The sequence below is a fragment of the Pseudomonas sp. Pseusp15 genome (genome assembly GCF_059492165.1).
The window spans coordinates 4,344,919-4,360,591 of record NZ_CP168523.1; the positions used below are offsets into that span (position 1 = coordinate 4,344,919).

General features: G+C 60.0%; 16 protein-coding genes. 8 read left to right on the forward strand and 8 right to left on the reverse strand.

Features of this window, described 5'->3' with window-relative positions:
- Nucleotides 1–57: 57 nt before the first annotated feature.
- A complete protein-coding gene (upp, locus tag ACEN8R_RS19725; protein WP_007939777.1) occupies nucleotides 58–696 on the forward strand; it encodes a uracil phosphoribosyltransferase in 639 nt (212 codons plus the stop codon).
- A 2-nt stretch (nucleotides 697–698) separates the two neighbouring features.
- Nucleotides 699–1,973 (forward strand): uracil-xanthine permease family protein, encoded by a 1,275-nt coding sequence (locus tag ACEN8R_RS19730; RefSeq protein ID WP_018929585.1) that lies wholly within the window; start codon nucleotides 699–701, stop codon nucleotides 1,971–1,973.
- 177 nt (nucleotides 1,974–2,150) lie between these two features.
- Here ACEN8R_RS19730 and hemH read toward each other — a convergent pair whose 3' ends face one another.
- Both hemH and ACEN8R_RS19740 read right to left on the reverse strand, forming a co-directional pair.
- Nucleotides 2,151–3,173, reverse strand: a complete 1,023-nt coding sequence (hemH, locus tag ACEN8R_RS19735) for a ferrochelatase (protein WP_495624269.1) — start codon at nucleotides 3,171–3,173, stop codon at nucleotides 2,151–2,153.
- A 13-nt stretch (nucleotides 3,174–3,186) separates the two neighbouring features.
- A complete protein-coding gene (locus ACEN8R_RS19740) occupies nucleotides 3,187–4,089 on the reverse strand; it encodes a TIGR01777 family oxidoreductase (protein WP_026286681.1) in 903 nt (300 codons plus the stop codon).
- Nucleotides 4,090–4,285: 196 nt separating this feature from the next.
- On the opposite strand from ACEN8R_RS19740, the gene ACEN8R_RS19745 reads away from it, so the two are divergent.
- The 6 genes from ACEN8R_RS19745 (at nucleotide 4,286) to ACEN8R_RS19770 (ending at nucleotide 10,020) form a co-directional block, all read left to right on the forward strand.
- A complete protein-coding gene (locus ACEN8R_RS19745) occupies nucleotides 4,286–5,272 on the forward strand; it encodes an NAD(P)/FAD-dependent oxidoreductase (protein ID WP_018929582.1) in 987 nt (328 codons plus the stop codon).
- 154 nt (nucleotides 5,273–5,426) lie between these two features.
- Nucleotides 5,427–6,389, forward strand: coding sequence for a YbgA family protein (locus ACEN8R_RS19750; RefSeq protein WP_018929581.1), 963 nt, complete (start codon nucleotides 5,427–5,429; stop codon nucleotides 6,387–6,389).
- On the forward strand, nucleotides 6,389–7,330 hold the full coding sequence (locus ACEN8R_RS19755) for a MerR family transcriptional regulator (protein WP_258613129.1): 942 nt from the start codon (nucleotides 6,389–6,391) through the stop codon (nucleotides 7,328–7,330). Before ACEN8R_RS19750 ends, ACEN8R_RS19755 begins: the two co-directional genes overlap by 1 nt.
- 34 nt (nucleotides 7,331–7,364) lie before the next feature.
- Nucleotides 7,365–8,813 carry a deoxyribodipyrimidine photo-lyase gene (gene phrB / locus ACEN8R_RS19760; RefSeq protein WP_495624270.1) on the forward strand — a complete coding sequence of 483 codons (1,449 nt, stop codon included), beginning with the start codon at nucleotides 7,365–7,367 and terminating at the stop codon, nucleotides 8,811–8,813.
- A 67-nt stretch (nucleotides 8,814–8,880) separates the two neighbouring features.
- Nucleotides 8,881–9,654: an SDR family NAD(P)-dependent oxidoreductase gene (locus ACEN8R_RS19765; RefSeq protein ID WP_026286680.1), complete on the forward strand. Its 774-nt coding sequence runs from the start codon at nucleotides 8,881–8,883 to the stop codon at nucleotides 9,652–9,654.
- 60 nt (nucleotides 9,655–9,714) lie between these two features.
- Nucleotides 9,715–10,020, forward strand: coding sequence for a YkgJ family cysteine cluster protein (locus ACEN8R_RS19770; RefSeq protein WP_018929577.1), 306 nt, complete (start codon nucleotides 9,715–9,717; stop codon nucleotides 10,018–10,020).
- A gap of 70 nt (nucleotides 10,021–10,090) precedes the next feature.
- Here ACEN8R_RS19770 and ACEN8R_RS19775 read toward each other — a convergent pair whose 3' ends face one another.
- The 6 genes from ACEN8R_RS19775 to hemA all read right to left on the reverse strand — a co-directional run bounded on the left by ACEN8R_RS19775 (nucleotide 10,091) and on the right by hemA (nucleotide 15,458).
- Entirely contained in the window at nucleotides 10,091–10,609 is a 519-nt protein-coding gene (locus ACEN8R_RS19775; RefSeq protein WP_018929576.1) for an acyloxyacyl hydrolase, read from the reverse strand.
- 116 nt (nucleotides 10,610–10,725) lie between these two features.
- Entirely contained in the window at nucleotides 10,726–11,517 is a 792-nt protein-coding gene (murI, locus tag ACEN8R_RS19780) for a glutamate racemase (protein ID WP_018929575.1), read from the reverse strand.
- Nucleotides 11,510–12,265, reverse strand: coding sequence for a molybdopterin-synthase adenylyltransferase MoeB (locus tag ACEN8R_RS19785; RefSeq protein WP_018929574.1), 756 nt, complete (start codon nucleotides 12,263–12,265; stop codon nucleotides 11,510–11,512). The genes murI and ACEN8R_RS19785 overlap by 8 nt, the downstream gene beginning before the upstream one ends.
- The gene (gene prmC, locus ACEN8R_RS19790; protein WP_018929573.1) at nucleotides 12,259–13,089 is read right to left on the reverse strand and encodes a peptide chain release factor N(5)-glutamine methyltransferase; all 831 of its coding nucleotides are present in this window, start codon (nucleotides 13,087–13,089) and stop codon (nucleotides 12,259–12,261) included. The genes ACEN8R_RS19785 and prmC overlap by 7 nt, the downstream gene beginning before the upstream one ends.
- Nucleotides 13,090–14,172, reverse strand: a complete 1,083-nt coding sequence (prfA, locus tag ACEN8R_RS19795) for a peptide chain release factor 1 (RefSeq protein WP_007939759.1) — start codon at nucleotides 14,170–14,172, stop codon at nucleotides 13,090–13,092.
- Nucleotides 14,169–15,458, reverse strand: coding sequence for a glutamyl-tRNA reductase (hemA, locus tag ACEN8R_RS19800; RefSeq protein ID WP_007939757.1), 1,290 nt, complete (start codon nucleotides 15,456–15,458; stop codon nucleotides 14,169–14,171). The genes prfA and hemA overlap by 4 nt, the downstream gene beginning before the upstream one ends.
- Between the last annotated feature and the right edge of the window lie 215 nt (nucleotides 15,459–15,673).

Sequence of the window (15,673 nt, forward strand, 5' to 3'; positions counted from 1 at the left end):
ACCCTCGGATAGATTAATCTAGGCCGGTTTTTTTGCCCGCCGCCGGAGCCTTTCCCCATGCCCATCCGTGAGATCCGCCATCCGCTGATCCGTCATAAACTTGGCCTTATGCGCCGCGCCGACATCAGCACGAAGAATTTCCGTGAGCTCGCTCAAGAAGTCGGCGCCCTGCTGACCTATGAAGCCACCAAAGACCTGCCGCTGGAAAGCTACGACATCGAAGGCTGGTGCGGCACGGTGTCGGTGGAGAAAATCGCCGGCAAGAAAATTACCGTGGTGCCGATCCTGCGTGCCGGTATCGGCATGCTCGAAGGCGTGCTGAGCCTGATCCCGGGCGCCAAAGTCAGCGCCGTGGGCGTGGCCCGTAACGAGGAAACCCTCGAAGCCCACACCTACCTGGAAAAACTGGTACCGGAAATCGACGAACGCCTGGCGATGATCATCGACCCGATGCTGGCCACTGGCGGCTCGATGGTCGCCACCATCGATTTGCTGAAGAAGGCCGGCTGCAAGGACATTCGCGCGATGGTCCTGGTGGCCGCTCCCGAAGGTATCGCCGCTGTGGAGAAGGCTCACCCGGACGTGACCATCTACACCGCTTCCATTGACCAGAAACTGAACGAACACGGTTACATCATCCCAGGCTTGGGCGATGCCGGTGACAAGATCTTCGGCACCAAGCAGAAGGACGCGTGACCATGCAGCAAGAGTTCAACGATCCGCTCTGGCGCACGGTTCTGTCCGGCGCGCAGATGCTGTTCGTGGCCTTCGGCGCCCTGGTGTTGATGCCGCTGATTACCGGCCTCGACCCTAACGTGGCGCTGTTCACCGCAGGTTTAGGGACGATCCTGTTCCAGATCGTCACCGGGCGTCAGGTGCCGGTATTCCTGGCGTCGAGCTTCGCCTTCATCACCCCGATCATTCTCGCCAAGGGCCAGTTCGGCCTGGCGGCGACCATGGGCGGTGTGATGGCGGCCGGGTTCGTCTACACCTTCCTCGGCCTTGCGGTGAAGATCAAAGGCACCGGGTTTATCGACCGTTTGCTGCCTCCGGTGGTGATTGGCCCGGTGATCATCTCCATCGGCCTGGCCATGGCGCCGATTGCCGCCAACATGGCGATGGGCAAGGCGGGCGACGGCACTGAGCTGATTCATTACCAGACGGCGATGATGATTTCGATGCCAGCGCTGCTGACCACCCTGATCGTCGCAGTGTTCGGCAGAGGTATTTTCCGCCTGGTGCCGATTATCTCCGGTGTGCTGGTGGGGTTTGCCATGGCGTTTTATTTCGGCGTGGTCGATACCGCGAAGATTGCCGTGGCACCGTGGTTCGCGATTCCACATTTCACCGCGCCGGAATTCAACTGGCAGGCGATTCTGTTCATCGTTCCGGTGGCCCTGGCCCCGGCCATCGAGCACATCGGTGGCGTGATTGCCGTGGGTAGCGTGACCGGTCGCGACTACCTGAAAAAGCCCGGCCTGCACCGCACCCTGCTCGGTGACGGCATCGCCACCACCGCGGCCGGTCTGTTCGGCGGCCCACCCAATACCACTTACGCCGAAGTGACTGGCGCGGTGATGCTGACCAAGAACTACAACCCGAAAATCATGACCTGGGCGGCGATCTTCGCAATCAGCCTGGCGTTCATCGGCAAATTCGGCGCGCTGCTGCAAAGCATCCCGGTGCCAGTGATGGGCGGGATTCTCTGCCTGTTGTTCGGTTCGATTGCCGCGGTGGGCATGAACACCATGATCCGCCACAAGATCGACCTGGGCGAAGCACGCAACCTGGTGATTGTCTCGGTGACGCTGGTGTTCGGAATTGGCGGCATGCTGGTCGGCACCGGTACCGGCCAGAACGATTTCGGCCTCAAAGGCATCGCGCTGTGCGCGGTGGTGGCGATTGCACTGAACCTGTTGCTGCCGGGCAATGACAGCTGGAAGCACAAGAAGGCGGATGAGCCGCTGTTGTAAGCAGGCGACTCAATCCCCTGTGGCGAGGGAGCTTGCTCCCGCTTGACCGGGCTGGCGCACCAGTGCGCAGCACTCACAAAATCTTCATTGACTACAAAGATTTTGGGGCCGCTTCGCGACCCAGCGGGCGCAAGCTCCCTCGCCACAACCAGCCCGCCTTCACTTCAATGTATGTTCCTACAAAGCCAATGGCGCCCTTTCGCACAAGGCGCTCAGCGCCCGCGCCCACTGTGGCTCATCGTTGAGGCAAGGCACCAGCACCAACTCCTCCCCTCCCGCCTCGCGGAATTGCTCCTTCCCGCGATCACCGATCTCTTCCAGCGTCTCGATGCAATCGGCAACGAACGCCGGGCACATCACCAGGACTTTCTTCACGCCGCTTTTGGCCAACTCGTCGAGGCGAGCTTCAGTGTAGGGTTCTATCCACTTGGCCCGGCCCAGACGCGACTGAAACGATACCGACCACTTGCCGTCCGGTATGCCCACACGTTTGGCAAACTCTGCGGCCGTGCGCAGGCACTGACCGCGGTAACAGGTCGCGACCACTTCCGGTGGCGCACCGGCGCAGCAATCGCCGCCACCCTCGAAGCTGTGCCCCGGATTAAGCTTTTTCAGGTGACGTTCCGGCAAACCGTGGAAGCTCAGCAGCAGATGATCGAAATCCTGTTGCAGATAAGGCCTGACACTGGCCACCAACGCATCGAGGTATTCCGGCTGATCGTAAAACGGCTGAAGAACCGAGAACTGCACGTCGAGTTTTTTATCGCGCACCACGCGCTTGGCTTCTTCGATCACCGTGGTCACAGTGCTGTCGGCGAATTGCGGATAGAGCGGTGCCAGGGTCACTTTCTTATGCCCCTGGGCAGCCAGCCGCACCAGCGCGGACTCAATGGACGGCTCGCCGTACCGCATCGCCAGCTCAACAGGCCCGTGAGTCCACTGCCGGGTCATGGCCTGTTGCAGGCGACGGCTGAGCACCACCAGCGGCGAGCCCTCCTCCCACCAGATCGACGCGTAAGCGTGAGCCGATTGTTCCGGGCGCTTGATCAGAATCAGCGACACCAGCAAACGCCGCACCGGCCAAGGCAGGTCGATCACATACGGGTCCATCAGAAATTGATTGAGGTAACTGCGCACATCCGCCACCGAGGTGGAGGCAGGTGAACCCAGGTTGACCAGAAGCAATGCGTGATCGGTCATGCAACGTCCTATTTCAGAGGCGGCCGGACAGATCGTCCAATGCCGCGCGCAAATCAGTGAACCGGAAAGTGAAACCCGCTTCCAGCAAGCGAGCCGGCATCGCCTTCTGCCCCCCCAGCAACAACAATGACAACTCGCCCAGTCCGACCTTCAAGACGAGAGTCGGCATCGGCATGAACGCGGGACGATGCAACACGTCACCCAACGTTTTGGCGAATTCGCGATTGCGCACCGGTTTGGGCGCGCAGGCATTATAGGGACCGCTGGCCCCATTGCGATGCAGAAGAAAATCAATCAGGGCGATTTGATCTTCGATATGAATCCACGACATCCACTGCCGACCGCTGCCGATCGGCCCGCCCAGCCCCAGTTTGAACGGCAACAACAGCCGCGACAAAAAGCCGCCCTCGGCGGACAACACCAACCCGGTGCGGATGAGAACCACGCGGATGCCCAAGGCGTCGGCACGTTGCGCGGTTTCTTCCCAGGCGATGCACAACTGGCTGGCGAAATCATCGATGACCGGTGGCGATTGCTCGGTCAACTCCCGCTCGCCGCCGTCGCCGTACCAACCAATCGCTGAGCCGGAGATCAGCACCTGCGGTTTCTGCTCACGACTTTCGAGCCAGGCCAACAGGGTTTCGGTCAGGGTGATCCGGCTGCTCCACAACAGCGCTTTGCGTTTGTGGGTCCAGAGCCGATCGGCGATCGGCGCCCCCGCAAGGTTGACAATTGCATCCACCGGTTCTGGCCCAAAATCCTCAAGCCGTGCGATTCCCCGTACCTGAGTGCCGCAGATTTTGGCGACTTTAGCGGGCGTGCGACTCCAGACCGTGAGGTGATGTCCCTGACTCAACCAGTGTCGGCAGAGCTGACGTCCTATCAAACCAGTACCGCCGGTCAGCAATATGTGCATGACATCTTCCTCGCGTGGCGTTTTACCCGGATCACTAGTCTATTTTTATAAGCAGGGATCTTTGGTATCGGGCAGGTTCTGTGTTTAACAATAGGCCAAGCTCTCAGAACGAGAACGCTAAAAGTTATACCAAAAAACAATATTGTACAGGTTTGAACCACGGCGTAGTCTGTACAGAAAGGCAAACGAGGCCCCTATGACTGTACCTATCGCAATCATCGGCACCGGCATCGCCGGACTCTCAGCCGCCCAGGCCCTTACGGAGGCCGGGCATGTCGTTCATCTGTTCGATAAAAGCCGCGGCAGTGGCGGACGCATGTCAAGCAAGCGCAGCGATGCGGGTGCTCTGGACATGGGCGCGCAATATTTCACTGCCCGCGACCGTCGCTTCGTTACCGAAGTCCAGCGCTGGCAAGCCAACGGTTGGGTCGCCGTGTGGACACCGCAGCTCTATACCTACCACGGCGGCCAACTCAGCCCCTCGCCGGACGAACAGACACGCTGGGTCGGCACGCCGCGCATGAGCGCCATCACCCGTGCCCTGCTCGGTGACCTGGAAGTGCAGTTCAGCTGCCGGATCACCGAGGTCTATCGCGGTGAAGAGCACTGGCATCTGCAAGACGCCGAAGGCTTCACCCACGGGCCGTTCAGTCATGTGGTGATTGCCACACCAGCCCCTCAGGCGACCGCGCTGCTGCCCTCCGCGCCGAAACTCGCCGGGGCCGCCGCCGGGGTAAAAATGGAGCCGACCTGGGCGGTCGCCCTGGCTTTCGACACACCATTGGATACCCCGATCGAAGGCTGCTTCGTGCAGGACAGCCCCCTCGACTGGCTGGCGCGCAACCGTAGCAAACCGGGACGCGACAACACCCTCGACACGTGGGTGCTGCACGCCACCAGCGCCTGGAGCCGGCAACATATCGATCTGTCCAAGGAAGCGGTGATCGAGCAATTGCATGGTGCCTTTGCCGAACTGCTGCACGACGCCATGCCTGCACCGACTTTCAGCCTCGCTCACCGCTGGCTTTACGCCCGTCCGGCCAGCAGCCATGAGTGGGGTGCCCTGGCTGATGCTGATCTGGGCTTGTATGTATGCGGTGACTGGTGCCTGTCCGGCCGTGTCGAAGGCGCCTGGCTCAGTGGCCAGGAAGCGGCCCGCCGTCTGCACGAACACCTGCAGTGAACCGCCTCGATTCGAGCACATTGCTGCTGTCGACACGGACAGCAGCCCTGAAAAAACCTATACAAAAAAATTGACTTGTACACCTTTGAATCTATGCTGAACGAATGTTGTACAGATTTAACAATCCGTACAGGTCTGGATTCGAGGTGCCCCGATGCCTGCACAATCAACGACCCCACCCAAAATCGCCATCAGCGCCTGCCTGATGGGGGCCGAGGTGCGCTACAACGGCGGGCACAAGACGTCACGGCTGTGCAGCCACATCCTTTCCGATTATTTCGATTTCGTCCCGGTGTGCCCGGAAGTTGCCATCGGCCTGGGTATCCCTCGCGAACCGATCCGCCTGGTCGGCAACCCTGAACATCCGCAGGCGGTCGGCACGGTCAACCCTGAAAACAACGTCACCCGGCCGCTGGCCGAATATGCTCGGAAAATGGCTTTGGAACTGGGCGACATCTGCGGCTATATCTTCATGCAGAAATCCCCTTCGTGCGGTCTGGAGCGGGTCAAGGTCTACCACGCCAACGGCGCGCCGGTGGACGGCGGTAGCCGTGGCATTTACGCCCGGACCTTCTGCGCGCTGCATCCCGATTTGCCGGTGGAGGAAGAAGGCCGGCTCAACGATCCGGTGCTGCGGGAAAACTTCCTTACCCGCGTATTCGCCTACAGCGCCTGGCAGCAGTTGCTGCAAACCGGCCTGACCCGGCGCGGCCTCACGGATTTTCACTCGCGCTACAAATACCTGTTAATGGCCCACAACCCGGTGCAATACAAAACCCTGGGAAACCTGCTCGGCAACATGGGCCGGACCGCCCCTGAAGTCATCGGCCCGCGCTATTTCAGCGAGCTGATGGCGGCCTTGAAAAAATGCGCCACGCGCCGCACCCACACCAACGTCCTGCAACACCTCAGCGGCTATCTCAAACAGGCCATCAGCACTGAAGACAAACAGGAAGTGCAGCATGTGATCAGCCAGTATCGTCACGGCATCGTGCCGCTGGTGGTACCGCTGACGTTGCTCAAACACTACTTTCGCCAGCACCCGGATCCATACATTGCGCAACAGGTTTACCTGCAACCGCACCCGGAAAACCTCAGCCTGCGAAACGCAATCTAATGAAAACCCCACCGGACACCAGCGCCAGCGAAGACCTCGGCACCGACTTCAAAAAGGCCCTGGACGCAGGCTGGCTGCCCATCCGTGAAGTGGCCCGGCAGACCGGGGTCAACGCCGTCACCTTGCGCGCCTGGGAACGGCGCTATGGGCTGATCGTGCCTCAGCGCACTCCCAAGGGGCATCGGCTGTTCTGTGCCGAACACGTTCAACGCATCCTGACGATCCTCACCTGGCTCAATCGCGGCGTGGCGGTCGGTCAGGTCAAGCAACTGCTCGACACGCCTCAGGTACTTGCCGAGCCCGTCGGAAACGATTGGCTGGTGTTGCGCCAGACACTGCTACAAGCCGTTACCCAACTGGCCGAACGCACCCTCGATGACACCGTGAACCAGGCGATGGCGCTGTATCCGCCACGCACCTTGTGTGAACACCTGTTGATGCCGTGGCTGGCGGAACTGGAACAACGCTGGCAAGGCCAGTTCGGCGCGCAGATGGAGCGGGTGTTTGTCTATTCCTGGTTGCGCAGCAAATTCGGCGCGAGGATTTACCACAACAACCGCCAGTTACGTACCGCTCCGCTGTTGCTGATCAATCAATCGGACCTGCCTCTGGAACCTCATCTATGGCTCACCGCCTGGCTGATCAGCAGCACCGATTGCCCGGTGGAAGTTTTCGACTGGCCACTCCCGGCCGGCGAACTGACGCTGGCGGTCGATCACCTGCAAGCCCGCGGCGTCCTGCTGTATTCCAGCAAAGCCATGAATCTTGCAAAATTGTCGAAACTTTTGAATGGCGTCAGTTGCCCAAAAATGATCGCCGGACCAACGGTGTGCATCCACCACGCCGATTTGTCCGCAAAAAACACCGCCATTGCTGATTTGATCCTGGCCGATAACCCGTTATCGGCCCATCTGGACCTGATACAGCGCGGGCTCATTTAATGGCGTTTTTTTGATGAATCGTACGGATACGACCATGCAATTGATCTGGCTGCGCAGCGACCTGCGTCTACACGACAACACCGCCCTCTCGGCCGCCGCAGCCCGTGGCCCGTGTGTGGCGGTGTATTTGCCGAGCCCGCAGCAGTGGCTTGCGCACGACGACGCGCCGTGCAAAGTGGACTTCTGGTTGCGCAACCTCGCCGAATTACGACGCGCGCTGGACGCCCTGAACATCCCGCTACTGATTCGCCAGGCGTCCCGCTGGGATGAAGCGCCCAAGGTTCTGCTCGAACTGTGCCAGCAGCTGAAGATCGACGCGGTGCACGTCAACGAGGAATACGGCATTCATGAGACCCGCCGTGATGCGGCGGTGGCCCAAGCGCTGAAAGCCCGGGGTATCGACTTTTACAGCCACCTCGATCAGCTGCTGTTCAAGCCAGGCACCGTGCTCACCAGAACCGGAACCTACTTCCAGGTCTTCAGCCAGTTTCGCAAGGTCTGCTACGAACGCCTGCACGCTTCATTGCCCGGATTGGTCGCTGCACCCGCCCTTCAGGCTCCATTGGATATCAGCAGCGACGAACCGCCCTCCCGTGTCGAGGGTTTCGATTCTCCCAACGACAGCTTGCGTGCCCTCTGGCCAGCCGGTGAAACCGAAGCCCGGCGCCGCCTCGACACCTTTGTCGACGCCCAGATCGACTATTACCACAGCGAACGCGACTTCCCGGCAAAGCCCGGCACCAGCCAGCTCTCGGCCTATCTCACCGCCGGGGTGATTTCCCCTCGTCAGTGCCTGCACGCCGCGTTGCGAAGCAATCAGGGCGAGTTCGAAAGCGGCAAGGTCGGCGCCATCACCTGGATCAACGAGCTGCTGTGGCGCGAGTTCTACAAACACATATTGGTGGGCTACCCCCGTGTATCCCGGCACCGCGCCTTCCGGCCGGAAACCGAAGCCCTGGTCTGGCGTGACGCCCCGCAAGAACTCAAGGCCTGGCAGCAAGGCCGCACTGGCCTGCCGATCATCGATGCCGCCATGCGCCAATTGCTGGAAACCGGCTGGATGCACAACCGTCTGCGCATGGTGGTGGCGATGTTCCTGACCAAGAACCTGTTGATCGACTGGCGTGAGGGCGAGCGCTTCTTCATGCGGCACCTGATTGATGGCGACCTGGCGGCGAACAATGGTGGCTGGCAGTGGAGTTCGTCCACCGGCACTGATTCGGCGCCCTACTTCCGGATTTTCAACCCGCTGAGCCAGTCGGAAAAGTTCGATGCACAAGGGGTGTTCATCAAGCACTGGTTGCCGGAGCTCAACGAAATGAACAATAAAGACCTGCACAATCTGGCCAATCTCGGCGGATTGTTCGGTGTGAGGGGCTACCCGTCGCCTATCGTCAATCTGAGTGCTTCCCGTGAACGGGCCCTGGCGGCGTTCAAGAACCTGCCATCACGACAGGGTTTATCGCCACCGTCATTAAATTGATACCGCGGCGTTGCGTCATGAACACGGAATTGAGCCAGGGAAATATTGGGTAAATAAGGGGATTGGGATGAGTCGTACACCTCCAAGGCGATACTGGTTGACCGGCGCCAGCAACGGTATTGGTGCTGTGCTGGCTGAAGAAATACTGAAAACCGGGGCTCATCTGGCGGCCAGCTCCCGCTCGGTGGCATCACTGATATCCCTGTCTGAGCGCTATCCCGGTCAAGTGCTGGTGGTCGCGGGCGATTTGACCAACAGCCAAAGGGTGCGTGAAATCGGTGAGCAGATTGCGCAGGAATGGGGCTCTCTGGACACCATGATCCTTAACGCAGGCACCTGCGAATACGTCGACGCCAATCAGCTCGATTCGTCAATCATCGAGCACATCATGCGTACCAACTTGCTTGCCAGCAGTTATTGCATCGCAGCCGCCCGGCCTTTGCTGCAGGCGGGCACTGCGCCGCATCTGGTGGGCATTGCCAGTTCGGTGACCTGGTTACCCCTGCCGTGGGCCGAATCCTATGGCGATTCAAAGGCCGGGTTGCGTCATCTATTCGAGTCATTGCGCATCGACATGACGCCGGAAAACATCGAAATGACCGTGGTCAGCCCAGGGCTTATCGATACGCCTCTGAACGACGGCGCCCCGATACATCTCGACTGGTCGGCAGGCCAAGCCGCGCGATACCTCCTCGACATGATCAAGAATCGTCCACTGGAATGCTCCTTGCCGGAGCTGCTCATGCCTGTTCTTTGGCCCCTGCCGCAACAACCCGACCGGGCGGGACTGGCAATCGACGAACAAGCGCGAAACAAGCCGCCGATCGAGGATCTGCCGTGAAGCCTGAGCGTCTGTCAGGCCTTTTACACAGCGTGGCCCCACTGCCTTACACTGCGCGCCATGAAAACCATTCCCCACACGCAAGTCGCCGAGCCTGCGGTCACCTGCTCGACCTGCGCAGCCTGCTGCTGCCAGCTTGAAGTGATGCTGATCACTGACACCGGCGTGCCCGAACGTTTTATCGATACCGATGATTGGGGTGGTGAAGTCATGCTGCGACTGGATGACGGCTGGTGCGCCGCACTGGATCGCAACAGCATGATGTGCACCATCTATGAAAAGCGTCCGCTGATCTGCCGGGAGTTCGAAATGGGCGCACCGGAATGCATCACCGAACGCCAGGGGATTGCGACGGCGTATCGGTGAGATCGAAGTCACCCGATGCCATGTGAGAGCCCCCGCCACAGGTAGCTCCCACATCTAAAACACTGCAGGCTTACAACGGCATCGTGTAATGCAATGCGTAGCTTTCTACACCGTCGTTCGGATTACTGATCCCGGCATTGGAGTAGTGGGTGGCGCGAATCCCGACTTCATGTCCGCCGGCAAAGCGCAGACCAAACCCGAAACGGTCTTCGAACTGAAAGGCACTGCCGAGCTTGTTATCTTCGTATTCGGTGTTGGCAAACACCGCGATACCGATACCCGCTTCGACGTAGGGCTTGATGGTCTGACCGGCAAACTCGTACACCAGTACCGGCGAGAACGACAAACTGTGATTGCTCGCCGTTTTGTCGCCTTCCCAGTAGGTGTAAGCGCCGCTCCAGTAGCCGGTCAAGCGGCCAACATCACTCTGCAACCAGCTCTTGTCCCAATCGAACTGCATGCCCAGTCGGTAGGTCATGGTCGAATCGCTGGTCTGGCCGACCCCGAACTCCACCCCTGCCGCCTGCGCGGTAAAACTGTGCCCCATCAATGCGGTCGCAATCGCGGCCAAACAGAATAGTCGCTTCATTAGAAACATCCTTTTCCGAACAATTTAGTATGATTTTTATGCTGCAAAACAAACAAAGCTATAGAAGTCACCGTTTAATCAGAAGCTCACCCCAATTATTCGTTTGCTACGCGTCTCTACTTTTCGAAGCTTCGCACAACCCCAGACATATTCCACAGGATCGGCAAGATATTTCTGAAATGTTCTGGGTCCGCACTCGACCAGAACTGTGCGGGGCGAGCAGGCCCCTCGGCCAGCAATTCACGCTCGGCCAGCAGACGCTGGAGCTGCCGCGCCACAGCGGCACCCGTATCGATCAAGCTGATGCTTTGCGGGAGCATCTGCCTTAGCAGTGGCTTTAAAAAGGGATAATGGGTACAGCCCAGAATGATCGTATCTGCACCTGCAGCCAGCAGCGGCTCGACATACCCTTGCAGCAACTGACGCAATGTCTCGCTGTGCAGATCGCCATTTTCAATCAGCTCCACCAGCCCGGGGCACGGCTGAGTAATCACCCGTACATCGGTGGCGAAACGATCGAGCAAGGCAGCAAACTTGGCACTCTGCAAAGTACCGGTGGTGGCGAGCACGCCGACCACACCGCTGCGCGTCGCCGCAGCGGCCGGTTTGACCGCAGGCTCCATGCCGACGATAGGCCACTCGGGGTAATCGCGCCGCAAGTCCGCAACGCCGGCCACCGTCGCGGTGTTGCAAGCCAGCACCAGCGCCTTGGCGCCTTGCTGCTGAAAGAACTGCGCCATGACACTGCAACGCTGGCGGATGAATGCCGGGGTTTTCTCGCCGTAGGGAATATTCCCGCAATCGCCGAAGTACAACAGAGACTCGTTGGGCAGCAGCTGCTGGATCTCGGCCAGCACGGAGAGTCCACCGACGCCGGAATCGAACACAGCAATCGGCGCTTCACGCATGGCGCGACCCGCAGACGCTGCAGCCCGGATCACGCTTGACCCGCAATTCACGGAAGCGTGAGCCCAAGGCATCGATCAATAACAGGCGCCCCACCAGCGGCTCGCCGAACCCCACCAGCAGTTTCAGCGCTTCCAGTGCCTGGAGGCTGCCGACCAACCCGACCAAAGGACCGACGACGCCCGCCTCGCTGCAGGTCAACTCGGCCTCGCTGCCGTGCCCGTATAAACAGTGGTAGCACGGGCTCTCTGGACGACGCGGGTCGAACACCGACAATTGCCCTTCCAGACGAATCGCCGCACCGCTGACCAGCGGCTTGCGCGCGGCCACACACGCAGCGTTGACCGCCTCGCGGGTGGAAAAATTGTCGGAACAGTCCAGCACCAGATCCACCGCAGCAACAGCGGCGGCCAGCGAATCCTCGTCCAATGCAGTGCGATGGGCGATCAGCTGAATCTCTGGATTGATCGCGGTCAGGCGACGGATCGCCGAATCGACCTTGCTCAGGCCGACGCTGTCGGTGTCATGAACGATCTGGCGTTGCAGATTGGTCAGGTCGACCGTGTCGAAGTCCGCCAGATGCAACTCACCGACACCGGCCGCGGCCAGGTACAGCGCAACCGGCGAACCTAGGCCACCGAGACCGATAATCAGCACACGGCTTTCCTTGAGCCGTAACTGGCCGTCGATGTCGACGTGTTGCAGCAGAATCTGCCGGCTGTATCGCAGCAATTCCTGATCATTCAGCACGGCAAGCGCCCCAGACTGATGCGTTGGTGACCGCCCAGATCGGTGCGGCTATGGACTTCTTCAAAGCCGCGGGTCAGCAGCAAATCGCACACTGCGCAGGCTTGATCGTAACCGTGTTCGAGCATCAACCAGCCACCCGCTTCAAGATAATCCGGTGCCTGGGCGACGATCAGACGCAAATCGTCGAGCCCATCGACACCCGCCACCAAGGCACTGGCCGGCTCAAAGCGTACGTCGCCCTCTACCAGATGCGGATCGGTCGAAGCTATGTAGGGCGGATTGCTGATGATCAGTTGAAAACGCTGGCCTTCCAGGGCACTGAACCAATGACTGCTCAACACCGTGGCATTGCTCAGGTTCAAGCGCTGACGATTGCGCTCGGCCAGGGCCACGGCTTCCAGCACGCGATCCACGGCGGTGACCTTCCAGGCCGGACGCTCGCTGGCCAGCGCCAAGGCGATGGCACCACTGCCGGTGCCCAGATCGAGCACCTTGGCTGGGGTGGCCGGCAACAGTTCCAACGCCGCTTCCACCAGCAATTCAGTGTCGGGACGCGGAATCAGCGTGTGGGGCGCGACTTCCAGGTCGAGCTTCCAGAAGCCTTGCTGACCCAGAATATAGGCCACTGGCTCACCGCTGCGGCGGCGCTGCAAATACTCGGCAAACTTCAGTGCCGCTTCGCTCGGGACGATACGCTCAGGCCAGGTGTGCAGAAAGCTGCGGGACTTGCCCAAGGCCGCCGCCAACAGCAATTCGGCATCCAGACGCGCGGTGGGCGAATCAGGCAAATCGGCGGCGCGCAGCAAGCTGGCAATGATCGTCATTTACTCACCTATCGCTGCCAATTGATCGGCCTGGTACTCGGCCAGCAACGGTTCGATCACCGCATCCACGCCGCCCGCAAGAATTTCGTCGAGCGAATACAGCGTCAGGTTGACCCGATGGTCGGTGACCCGGCCCTGGGCGAAGTTGTAGGTACGGATCCGCTCGGAGCGGTCACCGGAACCGACCAGCAATTTACGCTCGCTGGCGATGGCATTGGCCGCGGCACTGGTCTGCTGGTCGTTGAGCTTGGCCGACAGCCAGGACATCGCCCGGGCGCGGTTCTTGTGCTGGGAACGTTCTTCCTGGCACTCGACGACAATACCGGACGGCAAGTGCGTGATACGAATCGCCGAGTCGGTCTTGTTGACGTGCTGACCACCGGCACCGGAGGAGCGATAGGTGTCGACCCGCAGATCCGCCGGGTTGATCTCAATGGCTTCCTGCTCATCCGGCTCGGGCAATACCGCCACGGTGCAGGCCGAGGTGTGGATACGACCTTGGGATTCAGTGGCCGGAACCCGCTGCACACGGTGCGCACCGGATTCGAACTTCAGTTTGCCGTAGACGTTCTCGCCTTCGACACGGGCGATAACTTCTTTATAGCCACCGTGTTCGCCTTCGTTCTCCGAGAGAATCTCTACCCGCCAGCCACGCCGCTCGGCGTAACGCGAATACATGCGGAACAGGTCGCCGGAGAAAATCGCCGCTTCGTCACCGCCGGTGCCCGCGCGGATTTCCAGGAACACGTTACGACCGTCGTTCGGATCCTTGGGCAGCAGCATGCGTTGCAGGCTGGCTTCGAGCTCGATCAATCGTTCCTTGGCTTCGCGGACTTCTTCCACGGCCATTTCACGCATGTCCGGGTCGCTGTCCTTGAGCAGTGCCTGTGCGCCTTCGAGGTCGCCCTGCACTTTAAGCAGCTGTTTATAGGTGTCGACGATCGGCTCGACCTCCGCGTATTCCTTGGAATAGGTGCGGAATTTGTTCTGATCGGAAATGACTTCGCCATCGCCAAGCAGGGCGGTCAATTCCTCGAAACGGTCCTGGAGGATGTCCAGCTTATTGAGCAGTGACGCTTTCATTGCGGTTTCTTATCCGAAAAGCTATCCGATGAGCCCTCACCGAGGGCAAAGAGTTCCTGGGCCATGGCCAGCGCATCGAGGCGGCCTTCGGCAGAGAGCTTTTTCAATTGCACGCTCGGGGCATGCAAGAGTTTGTTGGTCAGGCCACGGGCCAGTTGCACCAGCACGTCCTCGGCACTGCTGCCGTTGGCGAGCATACGCTGGGCCTTCTGCAATTCTTCGTCGCGCAGGCGCTCGCTTTGTTGACGATAAGCCTTGAGCACATCCACCGCCGCCAGTTCGCGCAGGCGAACCATGAAATCTTCGGCACCGACCGACACCATCTCTTCGGCCGCCTGAGCGGCGCCCTGACGGCTCTTGAGGTTTTCGGCGACCACTTCGTGGAGATCGTCGACGCTATACAGATAAACGTCATCCAACTCGCCGACTTCCGGCTCGATATCCCGAGGGACTGCGATATCCACCATGAAAATCGGCTTGTGCTTACGCAATTTCAAGGCGCTTTCCACCGCGCCTTTACCGAGAATAGGCAACTGGCTGGCGGTGGAGCTGATGACGATGTCGCTGCGCACCAGTTCTGTCGGGATGTCCGAGAGCAACACCGCATGGGCGCCAAACTGCTCGGCCAGGGTGCTTGCGCGCTCCAGGGTGCGGTTGGCGACCACGATTCGCTTCACGCCCAGCTCATGCAGATGGCGGGCGACCAGGGTGATGGTCTCGCCGGCGCCGATCAACAAGGCCTGGCTGCGTTGCAAATCACTGAAAATCTGTTTCGCCAGGCTGACCGCGGCAAACGCCACGGACACCGGGTTTTCACCGATGGCGGTGTCGGTTCGCACCTGTTTGGCCGCATTGAACGTGGCCTGGAACAAACGCCCGAGTAGCGGACCAATGGTGCCCGCCTCGCGAGCCACGGCGTAGGCCGATTTCATCTGGCCGAGAATCTGTGGTTCACCCAACACCAGCGAATCGAGCCCGGAGGCGACCCGCATCATGTGGCGAACTGCCGCATCATCTTCATGCACATAAGCGCTCGCACGCAGCTCATCGAGGCTCAAATGATGATAATCGGCCAGCCAGCGCAGCACGATGTCAGCCGAAAGGTGATCCTGTTCTATATACAGTTCACTGCGATTGCAGGTGGAGAGGATCGCAGCTTCGCGGCTGTCGGTGAGTCGGCAGAGCTGCTGCAAGGCCTCAACCAGCTGCTCAGGGGTAAAGGCCACGCGCTCGCGGACGTCTACTGAAGCAGTCTTGTGGTTAATACCGAGTGCAAGGAAGGCCATTCAAGGTCGCTGATGGTGACGTGAAGCCGACAATTGTCCTACTTCGACAGAGCCAGAACAACCACTCGATATCTATCGTCCCGGTTGACGCTGCCGAAGCTGCGATCCGTTCTCGTTTACACCGGCACCGGGCCTGCCGGGATTGCGTATGCGGGTAAATTGGCCGGGCGGTTATGTTTGGCCGAAGGCTTGTGTCATGATGATCCGACCGCAGG

What these genes read in the sequence shown, in the direction of transcription:
- upp (WP_007939777.1), top strand. Translation starts at nt 58, where the DNA reads ATGCCCATCCGTGAGATCCGCCATCCGCTGATCCGTCATAAACTTGGC.
- ACEN8R_RS19730 (WP_018929585.1), top strand. Translation starts at nt 699, where the DNA reads ATGCAGCAAGAGTTCAACGATCCGCTCTGGCGCACGGTTCTGTCCGGC.
- hemH (WP_495624269.1), bottom strand. Translation starts at nt 3,173, where the DNA reads ATGACCGATCACGCATTGCTTCTGGTCAACCTGGGTTCACCTGCCTCC.
- ACEN8R_RS19740 (WP_026286681.1), bottom strand. Translation starts at nt 4,089, where the DNA reads ATGCACATATTGCTGACCGGCGGTACTGGTTTGATAGGACGTCAGCTC.
- ACEN8R_RS19745 (WP_018929582.1), top strand. Translation starts at nt 4,286, where the DNA reads ATGACTGTACCTATCGCAATCATCGGCACCGGCATCGCCGGACTCTCA.
- ACEN8R_RS19750 (WP_018929581.1), top strand. Translation starts at nt 5,427, where the DNA reads ATGCCTGCACAATCAACGACCCCACCCAAAATCGCCATCAGCGCCTGC.
- ACEN8R_RS19755 (WP_258613129.1), top strand. Translation starts at nt 6,389, where the DNA reads ATGAAAACCCCACCGGACACCAGCGCCAGCGAAGACCTCGGCACCGAC.
- phrB (WP_495624270.1), top strand. Translation starts at nt 7,365, where the DNA reads ATGCAATTGATCTGGCTGCGCAGCGACCTGCGTCTACACGACAACACC.
- ACEN8R_RS19765 (WP_026286680.1), top strand. Translation starts at nt 8,881, where the DNA reads ATGAGTCGTACACCTCCAAGGCGATACTGGTTGACCGGCGCCAGCAAC.
- ACEN8R_RS19770 (WP_018929577.1), top strand. Translation starts at nt 9,715, where the DNA reads ATGAAAACCATTCCCCACACGCAAGTCGCCGAGCCTGCGGTCACCTGC.
- ACEN8R_RS19775 (WP_018929576.1), bottom strand. Translation starts at nt 10,609, where the DNA reads ATGAAGCGACTATTCTGTTTGGCCGCGATTGCGACCGCATTGATGGGG.
- murI (WP_018929575.1), bottom strand. Translation starts at nt 11,517, where the DNA reads ATGCGTGAAGCGCCGATTGCTGTGTTCGATTCCGGCGTCGGTGGACTC.
- prmC (WP_018929573.1), bottom strand. Translation starts at nt 13,089, where the DNA reads ATGACGATCATTGCCAGCTTGCTGCGCGCCGCCGATTTGCCTGATTCG.
- prfA (WP_007939759.1), bottom strand. Translation starts at nt 14,172, where the DNA reads ATGAAAGCGTCACTGCTCAATAAGCTGGACATCCTCCAGGACCGTTTC.
- hemA (WP_007939757.1), bottom strand. Translation starts at nt 15,458, where the DNA reads ATGGCCTTCCTTGCACTCGGTATTAACCACAAGACTGCTTCAGTAGAC.